At 35.6% G+C, this 18,446-nt stretch carries 15 protein-coding genes; 11 read left to right on the top strand and 4 right to left on the bottom strand.

What is annotated here, in order from left to right:
• Positions 1 to 71 precede the first annotated feature (71 nt).
• The 3 genes from EJA19_RS06015 to EJA19_RS06005 all read right to left on the bottom strand — a co-directional run bounded on the left by EJA19_RS06015 (position 72) and on the right by EJA19_RS06005 (position 3,343).
• The gene (locus tag EJA19_RS06015; RefSeq protein ID WP_125467446.1) at positions 72 to 644 is read right to left on the bottom strand and encodes a cob(I)yrinic acid a,c-diamide adenosyltransferase; all 573 of its coding nucleotides are present in this window, start codon (positions 642 to 644) and stop codon (positions 72 to 74) included.
• A gap of 66 nt (positions 645 to 710) precedes the next feature.
• Positions 711 to 1,481, bottom strand: a complete 771-nt coding sequence (locus tag EJA19_RS06010) for an O-methyltransferase (RefSeq protein ID WP_125467445.1) — start codon at positions 1,479 to 1,481, stop codon at positions 711 to 713.
• Positions 1,481 to 3,343, bottom strand: coding sequence for an ABC-F family ATP-binding cassette domain-containing protein (locus EJA19_RS06005; protein WP_125467444.1), 1,863 nt, complete (start codon positions 3,341 to 3,343; stop codon positions 1,481 to 1,483). The genes EJA19_RS06010 and EJA19_RS06005 overlap by 1 nt, the downstream gene beginning before the upstream one ends.
• Positions 3,344 to 3,451: 108 nt before the next feature.
• On the opposite strand from EJA19_RS06005, the gene EJA19_RS06000 reads away from it, so the two are divergent.
• The 4 genes from EJA19_RS06000 to EJA19_RS05985 all read left to right on the top strand — a co-directional run bounded on the left by EJA19_RS06000 (position 3,452) and on the right by EJA19_RS05985 (position 9,498).
• Complete coding sequence (locus EJA19_RS06000; protein ID WP_125467443.1) at positions 3,452 to 4,246, top strand: polysaccharide biosynthesis/export family protein; 795 nt, start codon at positions 3,452 to 3,454, stop codon at positions 4,244 to 4,246.
• Between the two features lies 1 nt (position 4,247).
• Entirely contained in the window at positions 4,248 to 6,725 is a 2,478-nt protein-coding gene (locus EJA19_RS05995) for an exopolysaccharide transport family protein (RefSeq protein ID WP_125467442.1), read from the top strand.
• Positions 6,726 to 6,771: 46 nt separating this feature from the next.
• The gene (locus EJA19_RS05990) at positions 6,772 to 8,061 is read left to right on the top strand and encodes a nucleotide sugar dehydrogenase (RefSeq protein WP_125467441.1); all 1,290 of its coding nucleotides are present in this window, start codon (positions 6,772 to 6,774) and stop codon (positions 8,059 to 8,061) included.
• Positions 8,062 to 8,514: 453 nt separating this feature from the next.
• Positions 8,515 to 9,498 (top strand): SDR family oxidoreductase, encoded by a 984-nt coding sequence (locus tag EJA19_RS05985; protein WP_125467440.1) that lies wholly within the window; start codon positions 8,515 to 8,517, stop codon positions 9,496 to 9,498.
• 496 nt (positions 9,499 to 9,994) lie between these two features.
• On the opposite strand, the gene EJA19_RS05980 is transcribed toward EJA19_RS05985, so the two are convergent.
• The gene (locus EJA19_RS05980; protein ID WP_125467439.1) at positions 9,995 to 10,300 is read right to left on the bottom strand and encodes a GIY-YIG nuclease family protein; all 306 of its coding nucleotides are present in this window, start codon (positions 10,298 to 10,300) and stop codon (positions 9,995 to 9,997) included.
• Between the two features lie 359 nt (positions 10,301 to 10,659).
• Here EJA19_RS05980 and EJA19_RS05975 point away from each other — a divergent pair, with 359 nt between their 5' ends.
• The 7 genes from EJA19_RS05975 to EJA19_RS05945 all read left to right on the top strand — a co-directional run bounded on the left by EJA19_RS05975 (position 10,660) and on the right by EJA19_RS05945 (position 18,444).
• On the top strand, positions 10,660 to 11,505 hold the full coding sequence (locus EJA19_RS05975; RefSeq protein ID WP_125467438.1) for an ABC transporter permease: 846 nt from the start codon (positions 10,660 to 10,662) through the stop codon (positions 11,503 to 11,505).
• A gap of 1,462 nt (positions 11,506 to 12,967) precedes the next feature.
• Positions 12,968 to 14,188: an ABC transporter ATP-binding protein gene (locus EJA19_RS05970; protein ID WP_125467437.1), complete on the top strand. Its 1,221-nt coding sequence runs from the start codon at positions 12,968 to 12,970 to the stop codon at positions 14,186 to 14,188.
• Position 14,189: 1 nt separating this feature from the next.
• The gene (locus EJA19_RS05965) at positions 14,190 to 15,260 is read left to right on the top strand and encodes a DegT/DnrJ/EryC1/StrS family aminotransferase (protein WP_125467436.1); all 1,071 of its coding nucleotides are present in this window, start codon (positions 14,190 to 14,192) and stop codon (positions 15,258 to 15,260) included.
• Positions 15,257 to 15,967 carry a WbqC family protein gene (locus tag EJA19_RS05960; RefSeq protein WP_125467435.1) on the top strand — a complete coding sequence of 237 codons (711 nt, stop codon included), beginning with the start codon at positions 15,257 to 15,259 and terminating at the stop codon, positions 15,965 to 15,967. The genes EJA19_RS05965 and EJA19_RS05960 overlap by 4 nt, the downstream gene beginning before the upstream one ends.
• A 9-nt stretch (positions 15,968 to 15,976) precedes the next feature.
• Positions 15,977 to 16,702 carry a class I SAM-dependent methyltransferase gene (locus EJA19_RS05955; RefSeq protein WP_125467434.1) on the top strand — a complete coding sequence of 242 codons (726 nt, stop codon included), beginning with the start codon at positions 15,977 to 15,979 and terminating at the stop codon, positions 16,700 to 16,702.
• Positions 16,689 to 17,504 carry a sulfotransferase domain-containing protein gene (locus EJA19_RS05950; RefSeq protein WP_125467433.1) on the top strand — a complete coding sequence of 272 codons (816 nt, stop codon included), beginning with the start codon at positions 16,689 to 16,691 and terminating at the stop codon, positions 17,502 to 17,504. The genes EJA19_RS05955 and EJA19_RS05950 overlap by 14 nt, the downstream gene beginning before the upstream one ends.
• A complete protein-coding gene (locus tag EJA19_RS05945) occupies positions 17,497 to 18,444 on the top strand; it encodes a glycosyltransferase family 2 protein (protein ID WP_125467432.1) in 948 nt (315 codons plus the stop codon). Before EJA19_RS05950 ends, EJA19_RS05945 begins: the two co-directional genes overlap by 8 nt.
• Positions 18,445 to 18,446 lie beyond the last annotated feature (2 nt).

Here is an 18,446-nt window from a genome sequence, read left to right as displayed (position 1 = left end):
TATTTACTCAATAATACAAAGAACGTGTCGTTTCCAAGGAATTTTTTGGAAATAATTTGATTTTTAATGGATTATGATTTCTCAGGAATCCACTTAATTTCCTCGGCGTTTAAGTCATGTGTCAACTTTCGTGCCAATACAAAAAGGTAGTCAGAAAGACGGTTTAAGTACATTAAAACATGCGTATCAATGGGTTCCAATTCGTGTAATGCTGTGGCTAAACGTTCGGCACGTCTACAAACACAACGTGTAATGTGACAGAATGACACCGTTTGATGACCTCCTGGTAGCACAAAATGCGTCATAGGAGGTAAGGCATCGTTCATGGTATCCATTTCGGTTTCTAACAAAGTAATATCAGCCTCAGAAATTTTAGGAATATTTAAACGTTCTTTACCGTTTTTCAAGGTGGCTTTTTCAGGGTCGGTAGCCAAAATAGCGCCTAATGTAAATAAGCGATCTTGAATTTGGGTAAGTAAGTCTTTATATCTTGGGGCAATGTCCTGATCTCTAATAAGTCCAATGTAGGAGTTAAGTTCGTCAACCGTACCGTAACTTTCTATGCGAATATGATGTTTAGGAACACGCGTGCCACCAAATAATGCTGTGGTACCCTTGTCGCCTGTTTTTGTGTATACCTTCATGATATGTTAAATAACGTTTTTACAACAGGCTAAAGGTAACAAGTAATATAGCGAATTGAAAGTGTTTTATAACCTAATTTTAAAATGCTGTTTCGCTTGTTCTGTTCTAAAAAAGACAAGCCCCCAAAAATAGGTGTCGATGGTTACAGTAACTTTAGGGTGTTGTTTAATGGTTTCCCAAGCTTCGGTCATGTCTTTGCTCCAATAAATATCATCAAAAATAAATAGGGTATCGTTGTGAGTGTGGTTTAATAAGATTTCGAAATACGATAAGGTGGCTTTTTTAGTATGGTTACCATCAAAAAAAATTATATCATAGGTGGGATGCGATATTTGTTTGAGTGTTTTATAAAAATCACCTGTTATAAAAGTGAGTTGCTTATGGTATTGAAGGAGGTTTTTTTGTGCTATTTCCGATAATTTTGGACAGCCCTCAATAGTGGTAATATGGTTGTTTTTATGTCCTAAGCAAAGGGCTTGAGTGGCCAATCCTAAAGACGTACCAAGTTCTAAGGAGGTTTTACACGCAAAGTATTGGGTTAACCGATATAAAAATTTGGTTCTTGCTAGGGTAGACCCTGAGTGTTTGGCTATAGTAGCTACGTGGCGTTTTGGTGTATTACTTTGTTGCGATCCTGGTCCTAAGTCGGTGACCGAAATAATAGTATTGTTTTTTAAAAGTTGCTTTTTGTAAGCTTTTAATGCTTTATAAGCAGTATAGGATTTGGTGTCATAAAAACACGTTGTAACTAGTTGATACACAAAAGGTGAATGTACCCCATGCTGATTGGTAGATTGCCATAAAAAACGGAGATATGTTTTTATGCGATACCACATTAGTCTTCTAGTTTTTCAACCAGTTCTAGCCAACGCGCTTCTTTGGTATCAATAGTATCCATGATATTCTGTAACTTTTGCGAGAGTTCGGTGATAGCCTCTTGCGATAAGCTAGTATCGTGAAATTGAGTTTCTAAAGTCTTCTTATCATGTTCAAGATCTTTTAGCTTACTTTCTATGGCTTTAAGTTCTTTTTGTTCGTTGTAAGAGAGTTTGCTGCCACTATCTTCTCGCCAATTTTTTTTCTCCTTGTTGGAGGTGCTAGAAGTATCTGTTTGTGGTTGACTGCTTTCATAAGTGCGATAGTCACTATAATTGCCAGGAAAATCTTCAACCACACCTTGGCCTTTAAATACAAATAAGTGGTCGGTAATTTTATCCATAAAATAACGATCGTGCGATACCACAATTAAGCATCCAGGAAAATCTAAAAGGAAGCTTTCAAGCACATTAAGCGTTACAATGTCTAAATCGTTAGTGGGCTCATCTAAGATAAGCACATTAGGGTTTTGAATTAAAACAGTGCATAAATATAAACGTTTACGCTCGCCGCCACTAAGTTTTTCCACAAAATCATATTGCTTTTTACGGTCAAATAAAAACCGTTCTAGAAGTTGTTGGGCGCTAATTTGTTTTCCTTTTTTTAGCGGAATGTAATCCCCAAAGGCTTTAATAACATCTATTACCTTTTGCTGCGGTTTAATGGGGATGCCTTTTTGGGTGTAGTAGCCAAATTTTACGGTTTCTCCAATAATAATTTTTCCTGAGTCGGGCGTGGCGGTTTGTGTAAGCAGGTTTAAAAAGGTTGACTTTCCTGAGCCATTTTTACCAATAATACCTAGACGTTCGCCATTTTGAAAGTTGTAATTAAACTGATCTAAAAGTACATTCTCACCATAACGTAACGAGACATTATGAAATTCGACCACCTTATTGCCCAAGCGTTCCATGTTAAGTTCTAACTGCACTTCATGATCGTTGCGACGTTTTTTAGCTTGTTGTTTGATGCTTTTAAAGTCGTCTATTCGTGATTTGGATTTGGTGGTTCGCGCTTTAGGTTGACGACGCATCCAATCAAGTTCTTTTTTGTATAGTTGTTGGGCTTTGCCCGTTTCTATGGTCTCACGCTCTATTCTAGCATCGCGTTGCTCAAGATAATAACTATAGTTGCCTTTGTAGCTATACAATTGGCCATGATCTAATTCAAGAATTTCGTTGCAAACACGCTCTAAAAAATAACGATCGTGAGTAACCATAAACAAGGTCATGGGAGTTTTAGCAAAAAAACTTTCTAACCATTCAATCATCTCTAAGTCCAAATGGTTGGTAGGCTCATCTAAAATAAGAATATCGGGTTTTTTTAATAACGCCAAGGCCAAAGCTAACCGTCGTTTTTGTCCACCAGAGAGTTTACTAACCGTTTGGGTAATATCGTTTAGCTGTAGTTGTGATAAAATTTGGCGGTATTGCGTTTCAAAATCCCAAGCATTGTTAGCATCCATTAAATCAAAAGCCTTTTGGTATGCTTTGGTGTCTTCAGGGTGGTTTAAAGCGTGTTCGTATTGCTTAATAATTTTAAGCGTCGGATTATTAGTATTAAAAATACTGGCTTCTATAGTTAGTGTTTCATCTAATTCGGGTTCCTGTGGCAGGAACGCTACTTGCAAGTTGTTTCTATAGATAATCTGTCCTGTATCGGGGACATCTCTACCGGCAAGCATATTTAAAATAGAGGTTTTTCCAGTACCATTTTTGGCGACTAACGCTACTTTTTGATCCTTGTGTAGACTAAAAGAAATGTCTTGAAACAAGGTGCGTTCGCCATAAGACTTAGATATGTTTTCAACGGTTAAATAATTCACTTAAATCAAGCTTTTTGCAAATAAACGGATAAATGCCAAAATTAAGGATATAAGTTTTGTTATTCCTTGTTAAAAGTTATATTTGTGTTTAAACACTCGTAATCCCACATGAAGAAATTAGGCTTCCTGTTCCTGCTGATACTAGGAATTTTTTCTACCTCATGTATTCCTCATAAGGATACTTTGTATTTTGTAAACAAAGCAAATGCATTAGATTCTTTACAGACAATTAAGGAAATGCAAAAGCCTTATCGCGTGCAAATTAATGATATCTTAACGATTCGTGTTAAAGCTTTAGACCAAGACAATGTTCGTATTTTAAATCCTATTGATAGTCCTAATTTAAATATGACTAGTGGTGAAAAATCCTATTACGATGGATTTACGGTAGATGCTCACGGGAATATACGTATGCCCACTTTAGGGTATATTAATGTATTAGGATACACCACCGAAGAAGTAGAAAAATTATTAGAAGAAAAACTCTTAGAAGAGCAGTTTAAAGAAACGGCCAATATTTTTGTTACTGTTAAATTAGCGGGGATGCGTTTTACTGTTATGGGAGAAGTGGGCAGTCCGGGTACTAAAACCTTATTTCAGGAGCAGGTAAATGTGTTTGAAGCTATTGCAAACTCTGGCGAAATTCCTGTAACTGGAAACAAAAAAGAAGTCCTTATAATACGGCAATATCCTCAAGGACAAAAAATACATCATATCGATTTAAACGATGTGGCTGTTATGCAATCGCCGTATTATTACATTCAGCCTAATGATATTATTTACGTGCCGCCATTAAAGCAAAAGTCGTTAGGAACAGGGGAAACTTTAATGCAAAATGTAGCGACTGTAGCTACACTATTGTCGTTAGTAACCACATCCATTTTACTGATTAACCGATTATAATATGGCTTACACTGAATTTGACGACCAAGATTTTCAGGATAGAGGCGGGATAACCTTTGACTTTAAGGGCTTCCTATTAAAACTTCTAAACCTATGGAAATGGGTGTTGCTTTGTGTAGGTGTGGCTTTAATAGTAGCTTATTTTATTAATGTACGAAAGCAAAATGTCTATCGGTTAAGTTCTTTAATCTCTGTTGAAAACGAGCAAAACCCGTTTTTTACAGCCAATACAAGCATTTCTTTTAATTGGGGCGGTGTTTCGGGAAAAATGGGAAAAACCATTACCACGCTTCAAACACGTAGTCATAACGAAAGAGTTGTCGATTCGTTAGAATATTACATGACCTACTTAGTTGAAGGTGAGTACCGAAAGGAAGATATTTATAAAAATGCCCCCTTCGTGGTTAAGCTAAACCATGATAAACCCCAAGTGTTAAACCGCCATTTAGGTATTCGGTTTCTCGACTCTAATACGTTTGAGCTGTTTGCCGAATTTCCTTCGTCATCAGCAACGGCACAAATTTATTCAACCAAAGAAAAGCTTAGCGTATCTACACCGCAAGGGGCTTTTAACCAAAAATACAATTTAGGTGCGCCTATTGCATTACCCTTTTTTAACGCCACTTTGCAGTTAAGAACCCCAAGAGACATAAAGCCTGGAACCGTGTTTTATATTCAGTTTTTAAACTTCGATTCGGTTGTAAACAGGTATAAAAACAGGGTGAAAGTAGCCCCATTTAGCAAAAACTCATCTTCGGTATTACAGTTGTCGTTATCGGGTACTAATAAAGCTAAAATAGTAGACTATCTTAATGCGACATCCGATATTTTAAGTCGTGCCGAGCTAGAACGAAAAAATCTATATGCTTCTAATACCATTAAGTTCATCGATAGTAGTTTGGCTATTGAAAGCGCCCGTTTAAAAGATGTAAACGATGAGATGAACAACTTTAGAAAGCAAAGTAAAGTGTTTAATATTAGCGAGGAAATGACAGAGACAAGCGCTAAATTAAAAACGTACGAGCAACAAAAAGACGAAGAGTATAATAAATTACATTATTTAGATGCTCTAGAAGATTACTTAAATACCAAAACTAATTATACCAATATTGCGGCACCTTCATCTGTTGGTATTAACGAAGGCAACATACAAAGTAGTGTAACTAAAATTACACAATTGGCCATCGAGCGTCAAAACTTGGAGTATACAACCAAACCAGACTCGCCTTTATTTAAAGACTTAGACCGTCGTATCGATTCAGAGAAAAACGTGTTGTTAGAAACCATTAATGCGACCAGAAAAACACTAAATGTTTATTTAAATTCTATAAATCGTAACATAGCCCAATTAGAAAGTCAATTAAGTGAGTTGCCAGAAAACGAACAAAAATTCTTAAAAATACAACGTAAGCTAAGCATTAGTCAAGAAGCGTATAATGTGTATATGAATAAACGCAGCGAAGCCGCTATTGTTAAAGCTGCGAATGTGTCGGACATCGTTACTATAGACGAAGCTAAAGATATAGGAGGTGGTTTAATAGGGCCAAACAAGTCATTAAACTATATGATGGCTTTAATGATAGGCTTTTTAACACCTTTATTGCTTATTTTTATTATCTATCTCTTGGATAATACCATACATGGCTCGGATGAGGTGGAGCGTTTGTCGTCTATTCCAATTATTGGATTGTTAGGGAAGTACCGTTATCACAATAATTTAGTGGTTTATGAAAAGCCAAAATCAGCTGTTTCAGAGTCGTTTAGAGCTATTCGCTCTAGTTTGCAGTTTATTTTAAATAAACAAGCCAATACCAATCGTGGACGCACTATTATGATAACCTCATCGGTAAGTGGGGAAGGGAAAACCTTCTGTTCTATTAATATTGCAACAGTCTATGCGCTGTCGGGTAAAAAAACGATTTTATTAGGATTAGATTTACGTAAACCAAAGATTTTTGATGATTTTAACTTAACAAACGATCGCGGTATAGTTAATTATTTTATTGGAGATAATACGTTTGATGAGGTGATCAATCACACCCATATCGACAATTTAGATGTGGTAACTTCTGGACCCATTCCACCAAACCCCTCCGAATTATTAATGAGTGATCGTATGTCGCAACTTATAACAGAGCTACGCGATACTTATGATATGATTATTTTAGATACGCCGCCATTAGGCTTAGTAACCGATGCCTTAGAACTAGTTAAATATGCCGATACCTCTATCTTTATGGTACGTTTAGACTATACCAAAAAAGGCATGTTACAACTTATTAATGCTAAACATCGCGCTGGAGAAATTAAAAATATCAATTTTGTGTTGAATTTTTATAAACATAAAACCAATAATAATTATGGCTATGGTTACGGCTATGGTTACGGTTATGGCTATGGTGTGTATGGAAATGCGTATCATACCGATAAACCTAAAACCCTTTTACAAAAAACTAAAGCGTTTTTAAAACGCTTGTAGATTTAATAGTAAACAATAATTATTTCGACCAATTTAAACCTCTCTTATGGATCAAAAAAAAATCGCCATTATTGGGTTAGGTTATGTAGGACTGCCATTAGCTGTAGAATTTGCTAAGCAATATGCTGTTGTAGGGTTCGATATCAATTCAAAACGAATTAACGAGTTACAATCTGGAACCGATAAAACGCTTGAGGTTTCAGATACCGACTTAAAGGCTATTTTAGCCTCGTCACCAAATGAAAAAACGGGACTTTGGGTGACCCATAATTCTCAAGCTATGGCAGAAGCGCAAATTTATATTGTCACGGTGCCAACCCCAACAGACGACCTTAATAAGCCTATTCTTACGCCACTTATTAAAGCTAGTGAAACCGTTGGGGAACTATTAAAACCTCAAGATATTGTTATTTACGAATCTACGGTTTATCCAGGGGTAACAGAAGATATTTGTGTCCCTATTTTAGAAAAACAATCAGGATTAGTATTTAATACCGATTTTTTTGCAGGCTACTCACCAGAGCGTATTAATCCAGGAGACAAAACACATACCGTAACTAAAATATTGAAAGTTACGTCTGGATCTACACCAGAAATTGCCAAAGAAATAGATGATTTATACCGTTCGGTTATTACGGCTGGTACACATTTAGCTCCTTCTATTAAAGTTGCCGAAGCAGCGAAAGTGATTGAAAACTCTCAACGCGATATCAATATTGCATTTGTAAACGAGTTGTCAAAAATATTTCGTTTGCTAGATATTGATACAAAGGCCGTTTTAGAAGCTGCAGGAACCAAATGGAACTTCATTAATTTTACACCAGGTTTAGTTGGTGGCCATTGCATTGGAGTCGACCCATATTACTTAGCACAAAAAGCCATAGAAATGGGATATGATCCCGAAATAATTTTAGCAGGACGTAAAATGAACGATAGTATGGGAAGTTATGTCGCTCAAGAAACTGTAAAAATGATGATTAAAAAAGGGGCACGTATTCAAGAGGCTAAAGTATTGGTATTGGGTATAACATTTAAAGAAAATTGCCCAGATATACGTAACTCACGCGTTATTGATATTATCAGGGAGTTTAAAACGTACGATATTAATGTAGATGTCTACGACCCATGGGCATCGGCCGAAGAAGTCAAACACGAATATGGTTTAGATTTAATCTGTTGTGCCTCGCAATTACAAGCACAATACGAAAGTGTTGTCGTAGCGGTATCTCATAAAGAATTTTTAGAACTCGATATTGCGGCTTTAAAATCAGAACATGGTGTCGTTTTTGATGTGAAATCGTTGTTGCCACCACATCAAGTAGATGCTAGGTTATAATTTTAAACCTATTGTCATGCTTCTGTCTGCCAACAGGTAGATGGTTCAGCATCTCCACGTAAACTGTTTAGATATAGCCCTATTCCTGCAAAGCAGGAACACGCTGTCGGCAGTATATCAAAATAAATCCCGTAAAAGATTTTTGAAGCCTTGGAGGAAATCTAGGGATTTGTTTTGGGTTTAAAGGCGTCAAGGCTTTAAAATACCTCTCGACAGCAAAGGACTTTTTGGTTCGTTTTTGGTCCATCAAAAATGAATAAACAATCATGTTTTATTATATTGAATTTAGTTCAACATCACCTTGTCATGCTGAACTTGGTTCAGCATCTTAATATCAAGAGTCATCATTTTACTTACTGTTGCGAAGTAGAACACTATTTATTAATAAGCTTAACAATCATTTTGCGGTTTACGGATTAGTCGTATTTTTAAACCGTAAAATCTATTGCAATTATGTTGTACAACAAGGCTTATCATACTCAAGATTTATCGACGTTGTCATTTTTAGTTACCGGTGGCGGTGGCTTTATAGGGAGTAATCTTGTGGAATACCTTTTAAACCATGGCGCAAAGCAGGTACGTGTGCTAGATAACTTTTCTAACGGCTATCGTGAGAATCTCACCGCGTTTACAAATCACCCTAATTTTGATCTATTAGAAGGTGATATAAGAGATTTGGAGACTTGCAAGCAAGCTATGGACGGTGTCGATTATGTGTCTCATCAAGCAGCGTTGGGATCGGTGCCGCGTTCTATTAACGACCCTGCGATTACAAATGCCGTTAATATTTCAGGGTTTTTAAATATGCTTATTGCTTTAAAAGATAGTACTACTGTAAAACGTATGGTGTATGCCGCATCTAGTTCTACCTATGGCGATAGTAAATCTTTGCCAAAAATAGAGGATACTATTGGGAAGCCCTTATCGCCTTATGCGGTAACAAAATATGTGAATGAGCTTTATGCCGAGGTGTTTGGTACAACGTATCAAACAGACTGCATTGGTTTACGGTATTTTAATGTATTTGGCCCTAAGCAAAGTCCTAAAGGTGCTTATGCTGCGGTAATTCCGTTGTTTATGCAAGCGTTGAAAGCACAGGAATCACCCACAATTCATGGTGATGGTGAGCAAACTCGTGACTTTACGTTTGTAGCCAATGCTGTACAAGCTAATGTGAAAGCCTTTTTTGCCTCTGAAGAAGCAGCTAATGAGGTGTATAATGTAGCTTGTGGTGAACGTATTAGTGTCAATTATTTATGGAACAGCTTGCAAGCGGCAGCCGATAGTAATTTACCTGCCATTCATGGGCCTTCACGTCAAGGCGATGTACGCAATTCGTTAGCTGATATTTCTAAGGCGAAACGTTTGTTAGGGTACACTCCCGAATTTTCAGTAAAGGACGGGTTAAAGATTACTTGGGATGCGTTTCAGAGGTGATATGTGTTTGATGTCATTTAGTCTTTAATTGTGCTTCTATTAGTCACAGGTAGATATTTCAGCACTTTCTTGTTAATAATTGTTTGTCATGCTGAACTTGTTTCAGCATCTCCTTTTGTTTTAAAATGACCTTATTTATATTTTTTCATTTTCTTTACTCGTCTAAAGAAAACGAAACAAAAGAAACGACGCCTTGTCGGTAGGGATTTTACCTGCGGTAAACCCCTCTCAAAACTTCGCGTCATGGTATGACTGGATTTCGAAGCTTTTGAGATGTATCCTTACGACAAGTGGTTTTCCTGCTTCGCAGGAAGAAGGAGTTTAGAAGGGAGGTTTAATATAAAGATTCTTCACTTCACTGGGGTGCGTTCTGACTGACAGGGTAGATTCTTCGTGTCGCTGTCGCTCACTCTGAATGACAGTGAGTATCTGAATAGAAGAGGCGATTGTCATTCAGAAGGAGGTCAAGTATTGACCGACTGAAGAATCTAAGGTTTTAAATACTTTCATTTAAAAATATCCAGTCTTTATTGGAATTAGAAATTAGAGTTTCTTTTTTTGCTCTGCTCATACCTTTAATTTGTTTTTCCCTTTTAATGGCTTGTTCAATTTCTGTAAAATGCTCGTAGTGTATCAGGTAAAAACACTTGTACTTAGCAGTAAATGCTTTTGAGAAGGGTAATGGGTTTTTGTGATGATATAATCTATCTTTTAGGTTGTTTGTAACACCAGTATAGAGTACAGTTTTGTTTTTATTGGTTAGGATATAAACATAATAGTTATGGGTGCCTTTGGTTTTCATGTTTTAAATTTATAAAAGATTCTTCACTTCACTACGTTACGTTCTGAATGACAGGGTAGATTCTTCGTGTCTCTGCGCTCACTCTGAATGACAATGGGATTCTTTGTGGTACTCTACTTACTTTAAATGACATTCTTTTTGTTATGCTCCTTCCTAACGGCAGGCAGGCCTGTTAGCCATGCCTACGGCAGGTAGATAGTTCAGTATCTCTTTGTATTTAAGCTCCTTGTCATGCTGAATTCATTTCAGCATCTCTTACAAATTATCCACTTGTTACGAAATCTTGATTTTTTAATAGTAAGTTTTGGTTTGTTGTAGCAATTGTTATCTTAGCCCTTAGGAATAACGTTACCAATTAAATGAGTTTAGAAACACGCGTGTATCAGAAAGAAAACAACCTGCGGTTTGGTAGGCTGTTGCGCGCTTCGTTAACCGATATTATATCGTCTCGTTTTTTGGCAACACAGTTAGCGGTTCGCGATATCAAAGCACAATACCGTCAGTCGTATTTTGGGATTTTATGGGCCTTTATTACACCATTAACCACCGCTTTTGTTTGGATATTCCTTAACAGTACGGGGACCATTAGGCTAACCGATACCGGAGTGCCGTATCCTGTGTATGCTTTTTCAGGAACCTTGTTGTGGTCTATTATTAAAGAGTCTATTAACACGCCAATGTCTAGCACCAATGCGGCTAAATCTATTTTAACTAAGATTAATTTTCCTAAAGAAGCTTTAGTGGTGTCGGGGATTTTTAAGTTACTGTTTAATAGTGCGATAAAAGTACTCTTGTTAGTCGTATTTATTTTTGTGTTTGGTGTTGGATTCCATTGGAGCTTATTGTTGTTACCGTTTGCGTTATTGGCAGCGGTGTTTTTTGGGATTACCATAGGCTTGTTTATAACACCTATTGGCATGTTGTATAAAGATGTTAGCCGGTTGATTAGTTTCGGATTAGGATTTGTGATGTACGTCACACCTGTAGTATATGCCATTCCTAAAGAGGGTATTATGAGAAGCATTATGCTATGGAATCCGTTTACACCTATTATTGTCACCGCTAGAGATATGGCTTTAGGGCAACCATTACAGTTTTTACCCTATTATATCGGATTATTATTGGTTTGTGTGCCACTATTATGTTTAGGATTAGTGTTTTATAGATTATCTATTCCTATTATTGTAGAACGGATGAGTGCGTAGGGGCGAGTAGTGAGATGTTAGTAATGAGTAGTGAGAAGTGAGTAGTGAGAAGTGAGTAGTGAGCCGTGAGTAGTGAAAAGTGAGTCGATTTCCAATTCACGATTCCCGAATAAAAGATGAGTAAACAAAATAAAAACATACCACCCAACAACAACGGCCTCGTAAAGGTGGAAAACCTAATAAAAGAAACAGTAAAATAGAAAGGCAAAATGTCATTCAGAACGAGCATAGCGAAGTGATGAATCTAAAACATAATAAGTAGAATTAAAATAGAGATGCTTCAGTCGGTTATTGCATAACCTCCTTCTGCATGACATGGTGTTTGTCATTCAGAGCGTTAGCGAAGAATCTTTGAAAATGTAGTGGGAAGTGAATAATGAGAAGTGAGTATTGAGTAGTGAGTAGTGAGAAGTTAATAGCGAATAGTGAGTAATGAGCGATTAGTGATAAGTAGTGAGGCGTGAGTGGATTCACATTTTTTGAATAAAAAAAGCATATTGTCATGCTGAGCCTGTCGAAGCATCTCAATAAACACATGTAATTTAGAATAACAAACAATTGAACAACGATGAACATAACATACCACCCAACAACGACGGCCTCGTAAAGGTAGAAGACCTAAGTAAAAGAAGCAGTAAATTGTCATTCAGAACGAGCATAGCGAAGTGATGAATCTAAAACATTATAAGTAGAATTAAAATAGAGATGCTTCAGTCGGTTATTGCATAACCTCCTTCTGCATGACATGGTGTTTGTCATTCAGGGCGTTAGCGAAGAATCTTTGAAAATGTAGTGGGAAGTGAGATGTGAGTATTGAGTAGTGAGAAGTTAATAGCGAATAGTGAGTAATGAGCGATTAGTGATAAGTAGTGAGGCGTGAGTGGATTCACATTTTTTGAATAAAAAAAGCATATTGTCATGCTGAGCCTGTCGAAGCATCTCAATAAACACATGTAATTTAGAATAACAAACAATTGAACAACGATGAACATAACATACCACCCAACAACGACGGCCTTGTAAAGGTAGAAGACCTAAGCAAAAAAAGCAGTAAATTGTCATTCAGAACTAGCGTAGCGAAGTGATGAATCTAAAACATTATAAGTAGAATTAAAATAGAGATGCTTCAGTCGGTTATTGCATAACCTCCTTCTGCATGACATGGTGTTTGTCATTCAGAGCGTTAGCGAAGAATCTTTGAAAAAGTAGTGGGAAGTGAATAATGAGAAGTGAGTATTGAGTATTGAGTAGTGAGAAGTGAATAATGAGAAGTGAATAGTTGAAAAAAACATTTTCGATTCCCGTTTCCCGATTCACGATTCCCGAATAAAACATACATGAGTAAACAAAATCAAGACATACCACCCAATAACGACGTTCTTGTAAAGGTAGAAGACCTAAGCAAAAAAAGCAGTAAATTGTCATTCAGAACTAGCGTAGCGAAGTGAAGAATCTAGAATATATGACGAATCAAACACAAGACATATCAAACACCAACGACGTCCTTGTAAAGGTAGAAGGCCTCAGTAAAAAGTTTTGCAAAGACCTCAAGACCAGCTTATGGTATGGCGTAAAGGATTTGGTTAGCGGGGTTCGGGGTAACAAGCATAACCGCGAACTGCGCCCCAAAGAATTTTGGGCGGTAAAAGATGTGAGTTTCGAGCTACGCCGTGGCGAGTGTTTGGGGCTTATTGGCCATAATGGTGCTGGTAAAAGTACCCTGCTTAAAATACTAAACGGCTTGATTAACCCCGATGCTGGTAAAGTGACTATAAAAGGACGTGTAGGCGCTTTAATTGAGCTGGGTGCTGGCTTTAATCCCATACTCACGGGGCGCGAAAACATTTATAACAATGGGGCGGTGTTAGGGTTTACAAGACAAGAGATTACCCGCAAGTTGGACGACATTATTGCTTTTGCCGAACTGGAAGACTTTATTGATATGCCCGTGCAACATTACAGTAGCGGGATGAAAGTACGACTGGGCTTTGCCGTAGCTGCCCAAATGGAACCCGATGTGTTGATTATTGATGAGGTCTTAGCAGTTGGGGATTTAGGATTTGTATTAAAGTGTTTTAAGCAAATTGATACTATTTTGCCCAACACGGCTATCGTATTTGTAAGCCATAGTATGCCTATGATATCCCGTATTTGTAACCATATTATATTAATGGAGCATGGTAAGCCTAAATTTCAAGGGACTGATGTAGCCAAAGGCATAGATTTGTATTATACACGGTTTGCTAATAATGAAAGCAATGTGGTGTTTGATGATGGGAGTTTAGAGTTTTTGTCCCACAATTGCGATTTAGAACAAGGCCAAGTGTTGAGAGGGCAAGATATAGGAATAAGCCTTTGTTTTGCTATAAAGAAAGGAAATTTTAAAGTGTTGCCTACCGTATATATGGAAATAAAGGATAAAGATTTAAGACCTGTGGCAGGAGTGCAGAGCGGCCAAGAATCTACTGAGGTTAAAGACGCCAAGTATTTAAAGTATTATTTTACCATTAAAAACTCAATGTTTACACTAGGGGCTTATGGTATTGATATTATTGTAAAAGATGCTGAAAGTAACAGCCCTATTTTGAGGGTGAACAATTTTATAAAATTTTCGGCTGTAGGAGATAAGAGTATGTGGGTGCCCTTTGAACTACAAACAGATGTAGCTGTAGAACTTAAATGATATGATAAACGTAACCAAAACCTTTTTACCACCACAGGATGAGTACCAAGCTATTTTAAAACGGGCTTGGGATACAGGTTGGATGACTAATCGAGGCGTTTTGGTGCAAGAACTTGAAGCTAAACTAAAAGATTATTTAGATGCTGGTAACATCATAGCCATGACCAATGGAACTTTGCCTTTACAAATAGCTATAAAAGCCTTAGGGTTAACAGGGGAAATCATTACCACACCCTTTAGTTATGTGGCCACCACCAGCATTATTGTATGGGAAGGCTGTACGCCTGTGTTTGTAGATATCCATCCGGAGTATTTGACCATAGACGAAACTAAAATAGAAGCCGCGATAACCCCAAATACTACAGCCATATTGGCGACCCACGTCTTTGGAAACCCCTGTGATGTGGAAACTATACAGGCCATTGCAGATAAATATGGGTTAAAGGTTATTTACGATGCCGCTCACTGTTTTGGGGTCACCTATAAAGGCCAATCTATTTTTAATTATGGCGATGTGAGTACCTGTAGTTTTCATGCCACTAAACTCTTTCATACTGGGGAAGGTGGTGCCTTGTTTTGCAAATCGGAGCATTACGATAGGATGTTTTATCATCACAACTTTGGGCATAAGGGTCAAGAGAGTTTTCAAGGGTTGGGGATTAATGCCAAGATGAGCGAACCCCAAGCGGCTATGGGCTTGGCGGTATTGCCGTATATGCGAATCATTTTGGAACAACGAAAACAAATAGTGGCATCTTATAATGAGGCTTTGGCTGGTTTGCCTTTAAAACCATTAAAATTACGGGAAGGCACCCAGTGGAATTACAGTTATTACCCGGTGATTTTTGAAAATGAAACACAGTTGCTCAAGGCTAAAATAAAGCTTAACGAAAATAATATATTTCCTAGACGCTACTTTTATCCAAGTTTAAATACCTTACCTTATATTGAAAAAAATAGTAAGCTAATTTCTGAAGATATTTCAAAACGCATATTGTGTTTGCCTTTATATGATAGTTTGTCTATTGAAACGGTTGATCGTATATGTAAACTTATAAACAAGAGTTTATGAAACTAGGCATTATGCAACCTTATTTTATGCCTTATTTAGGTTATTTAGCATTGATAAACCATGTCGATCAATTTATACTGTTTGATACTCCTCAATATATAAGGCATGGTTGGATAGAACGTAATAGGGTATTAAAGCTAAACGGCACGCCTCTGTATATTAAAGTACCTTTATTAAAACATCATCAGAACACTCCAATTTGTAGTATAGGTATCAATAACAGTATAGATTGGAAGCAGAAAATTCTTGCACAATTGGTACATTACAAAAAAAAAGCACCTTACTACAACAATGTAATAGGACTTTTGGAGACTGTTTTTGAAAATGAATACACGAGCATTGTAGATTTGAATTATAAGTCATTATTAACCCTTTGTAACTATTTAGATATAAAAACACCCATGTCTATTTGGTCTGAAATGAATTTGGATATTGAACCTGTTACTGCACCAGATGAGTGGGCGCTTCATATTAGTAAGGCTTTGAAGGCAACTAGTTATTTTAATCCGCCTGGTGGACGTTCATTTTTCGATAATGAAAAATATACCAAGGCAGGGATTGATTTAAAATTTTTAGAAATATCAGTAGAACCATACAAGCAATTTGAAAATGATTTTACACCTTATTTATCAATAATTGATGTCTTAATGTTTAATAAAAAAGAAAAAGCTAAAGATATGATAAATTCATTTGTTTTAATTGATTAACATCTTGTTATGGATAAAGTAGACAAAAAAAATAATGAATATTGGAAAAATTATTACAACGATAAGAAAGTTGTTAATAGAAATAGAGATTTACAGATTAATGTTTCTAGAACAAGAGGTGGTTTAAAAGTAGGTGATGTAGTTTGGATGAAAACCGTAAATTATATTATAGAATTACTTTCAATCAATCAAGATTCAAGTGTTTTAGAGCTATGCTGTGGTAATGGATTAATTATTGGGGAAATAGCCAAAAAGTGTAAGCTTGCCCTTGGAGTAGATTATTCAGAAATATTACTAAATCAACTAATGGAAAACTTTGATTCTGAAAATTTAGAAATTATAAATTCAGATATTAAAGACTATAAAATCTCAAAAAATAAATTTGATGCAATTATAATATATTTTTCACTTCAGCATTTTAACGAAAAAGAATCATATGAACTAATTTCAAAATGTTTAAAATCACTAAAGGTAAATGGAAAGATTTTATTAGGTGATATACCAGATTTAGACAAGAAATGGGCGTATATAGATAAACCTACTTACCAAGTTGATTACTTTAAAAGAATTCAAGAAGATAAGCCAATGATTGGTTATTGGTATCAAAAGGATTTTTTTAAAGCTATGAATTCTTGTTTTCCTAAAACTTCTTTTATAATATTAAAGCAGCCAGATTACCAAATTAATTCTGATTATCGATTCGATGTACTAATAGAGAAAAATGAAAACATTTAAAATAGCAATACATGGTGTCCCAAGGTCAGGTACTTCTTGGGTTGGGGCTATTTTTGATTCATCTAATAAGGTAATTTATAGACATCAACCTTTATTTTCTTATGCATTTAAATCTTTTTTAAATGACTCATCTTCAGCTGAAGATATTAATGATTTTTTTGAAAAAGTATCATTAAGTCATGATGATTTTATAACTCAAAAGAGTGAAAAAGAAAAAGGATTAATACCTGTTTTTGATAAAGGAGATATTACTCATATTATATATAAAGAGGCCAGATATCATCATATTTTAAGCAATATGTTAGAAAAGGATGATGAAGTTAAAGTTATAGGTATCATAAGAAATCCTAAGAGTGTTATTTATTCATGGATGAATGCTCCTAAAGAATTTAAAAAAGATGAATGGGATATTCTAAACGAATGGGAAAAAGCAGATAAAAAAAATAAAGGAGCTATAGAAGAATTTTATGGTTATGAAAAATGGAAAGAAGTGGCAATAAATTTTTTAAAACTTAAAGAAAAGTATCCAGATAGATTTTACATTTTAGATTATAGAGCTTTATTGAAAGATACAGAGCAAGAAATTAAAAAAATGTTTTTATTCTGTAATTTAGATTTAGGTTTTCAAACTTTAGATTTTATTAGAAAAGGACAAAAAAAAGATTTATCTAGACATGCTTATTCTGTTTTTAGAATAAATCAAAAAGATGATAAATGGAAAGGTAATTTACCAAGTGAAATAATCAAAAAAATTGATAACGATTTAATAGGGACGGATTTAGAAAAATATTTAGATGAATAAAGAAACTCCATTAGTAAGTGTTTCCGTAGTTACTTATAATCACAAAGATTATATTGAGCAATGTCTTAATGGTATTTTAATGCAAGAAACCACCTTCCCATTTGAAATTATCTTAGGTGAAGATGAGAGTCATGACGGTACCCGTGAGATTTGTATAGATTATGCTAATAAATACCCTGATAAAATAAAACTGTTTTTACGCTCACGCAAAGATGTGATTTACATCAACGGTAACCCAACAGGGCGTTATAATATGATTGAGAACTTAAAAGCTTGTAAAGGTAAATACATTGCGTTATGCGAAGGTGATGACTATTGGACAGACCCCTTAAAACTGCAAAAACAAGTGGATTTTTTGGAGGCTAATTCTGATTATGCGATTTGTTTTCATGAAGCTAAAGTACTTTTTGAAAAGCCCTGGCCATATCGTGTAACGTATTACAAAGATTTTAAATGGAATGTTTTAGATGAAAATAAGACAGTATATAATGTAGATAAAGTTTTTCATGGCCCTTTTATGGCAACAGCTAGTGTTGTATTTAGAGTACCAAAAAATTTTAGTATACCAAATTGGTTTGTTGAAGTACAAAGTGGGGATATAGTTTTAAGTGCTTTAGTAACCGCTGGAAATAAAATTAAATATTTGTCAGAAAGTATGTCGGTTTATAGAAAGCATATAGGTGGCGTAACAGAGTATCACAAAGGCAATTCAATAATATTAAATCGTTTACTTAGTTTAAAGTATTTAAATAATTATTTTAATAACCAGTATATTGTAGAAATAAAGAGGTCTGCAAAATCCTATATTTTAAACGATTTAAAATATGTGAGTTTTAAGGAGTATCTATTTTTATTAAAGTTGTATTTTACTTCAAATGTCGTAAATATAAAATGGATATTTAAGTCTATTAAAAGAGATTTAAAAAAGGATGTGAAATAATT

The organism is Mangrovimonas spongiae (assembly GCF_003944795.1).
GTDB lineage: Bacteria > Bacteroidota > Bacteroidia > Flavobacteriales > Flavobacteriaceae > Mangrovimonas > Mangrovimonas spongiae.
Note: the sequence above shows the minus strand (reverse complement) of the source record. Positions and strands in the feature narration are given on the sequence as shown.

Excerpts from the sequence above, each read along its gene's own strand:
- EJA19_RS06015 (WP_125467446.1), bottom strand. The coding sequence starts at position 644 with ATGAAGGTATACACAAAAACAGGCGACAAGGGTACCACAGCATTATTT.
- EJA19_RS06010 (WP_125467445.1), bottom strand. The coding sequence starts at position 1,481 with ATGTGGTATCGCATAAAAACATATCTCCGTTTTTTATGGCAATCTACC.
- EJA19_RS06000 (WP_125467443.1), top strand. The coding sequence starts at position 3,452 with ATGAAGAAATTAGGCTTCCTGTTCCTGCTGATACTAGGAATTTTTTCT.
- EJA19_RS05995 (WP_125467442.1), top strand. The coding sequence starts at position 4,248 with ATGGCTTACACTGAATTTGACGACCAAGATTTTCAGGATAGAGGCGGG.
- EJA19_RS05990 (WP_125467441.1), top strand. The coding sequence starts at position 6,772 with ATGGATCAAAAAAAAATCGCCATTATTGGGTTAGGTTATGTAGGACTG.
- EJA19_RS05985 (WP_125467440.1), top strand. The coding sequence starts at position 8,515 with ATGTTGTACAACAAGGCTTATCATACTCAAGATTTATCGACGTTGTCA.
- EJA19_RS05980 (WP_125467439.1), bottom strand. The coding sequence starts at position 10,300 with ATGAAAACCAAAGGCACCCATAACTATTATGTTTATATCCTAACCAAT.
- EJA19_RS05975 (WP_125467438.1), top strand. The coding sequence starts at position 10,660 with ATGAGTTTAGAAACACGCGTGTATCAGAAAGAAAACAACCTGCGGTTT.
- EJA19_RS05970 (WP_125467437.1), top strand. The coding sequence starts at position 12,968 with ATGACGAATCAAACACAAGACATATCAAACACCAACGACGTCCTTGTA.
- EJA19_RS05965 (WP_125467436.1), top strand. The coding sequence starts at position 14,190 with ATGATAAACGTAACCAAAACCTTTTTACCACCACAGGATGAGTACCAA.
- EJA19_RS05960 (WP_125467435.1), top strand. The coding sequence starts at position 15,257 with ATGAAACTAGGCATTATGCAACCTTATTTTATGCCTTATTTAGGTTAT.
- EJA19_RS05955 (WP_125467434.1), top strand. The coding sequence starts at position 15,977 with ATGGATAAAGTAGACAAAAAAAATAATGAATATTGGAAAAATTATTAC.
- EJA19_RS05950 (WP_125467433.1), top strand. The coding sequence starts at position 16,689 with ATGAAAACATTTAAAATAGCAATACATGGTGTCCCAAGGTCAGGTACT.
- EJA19_RS05945 (WP_125467432.1), top strand. The coding sequence starts at position 17,497 with ATGAATAAAGAAACTCCATTAGTAAGTGTTTCCGTAGTTACTTATAAT.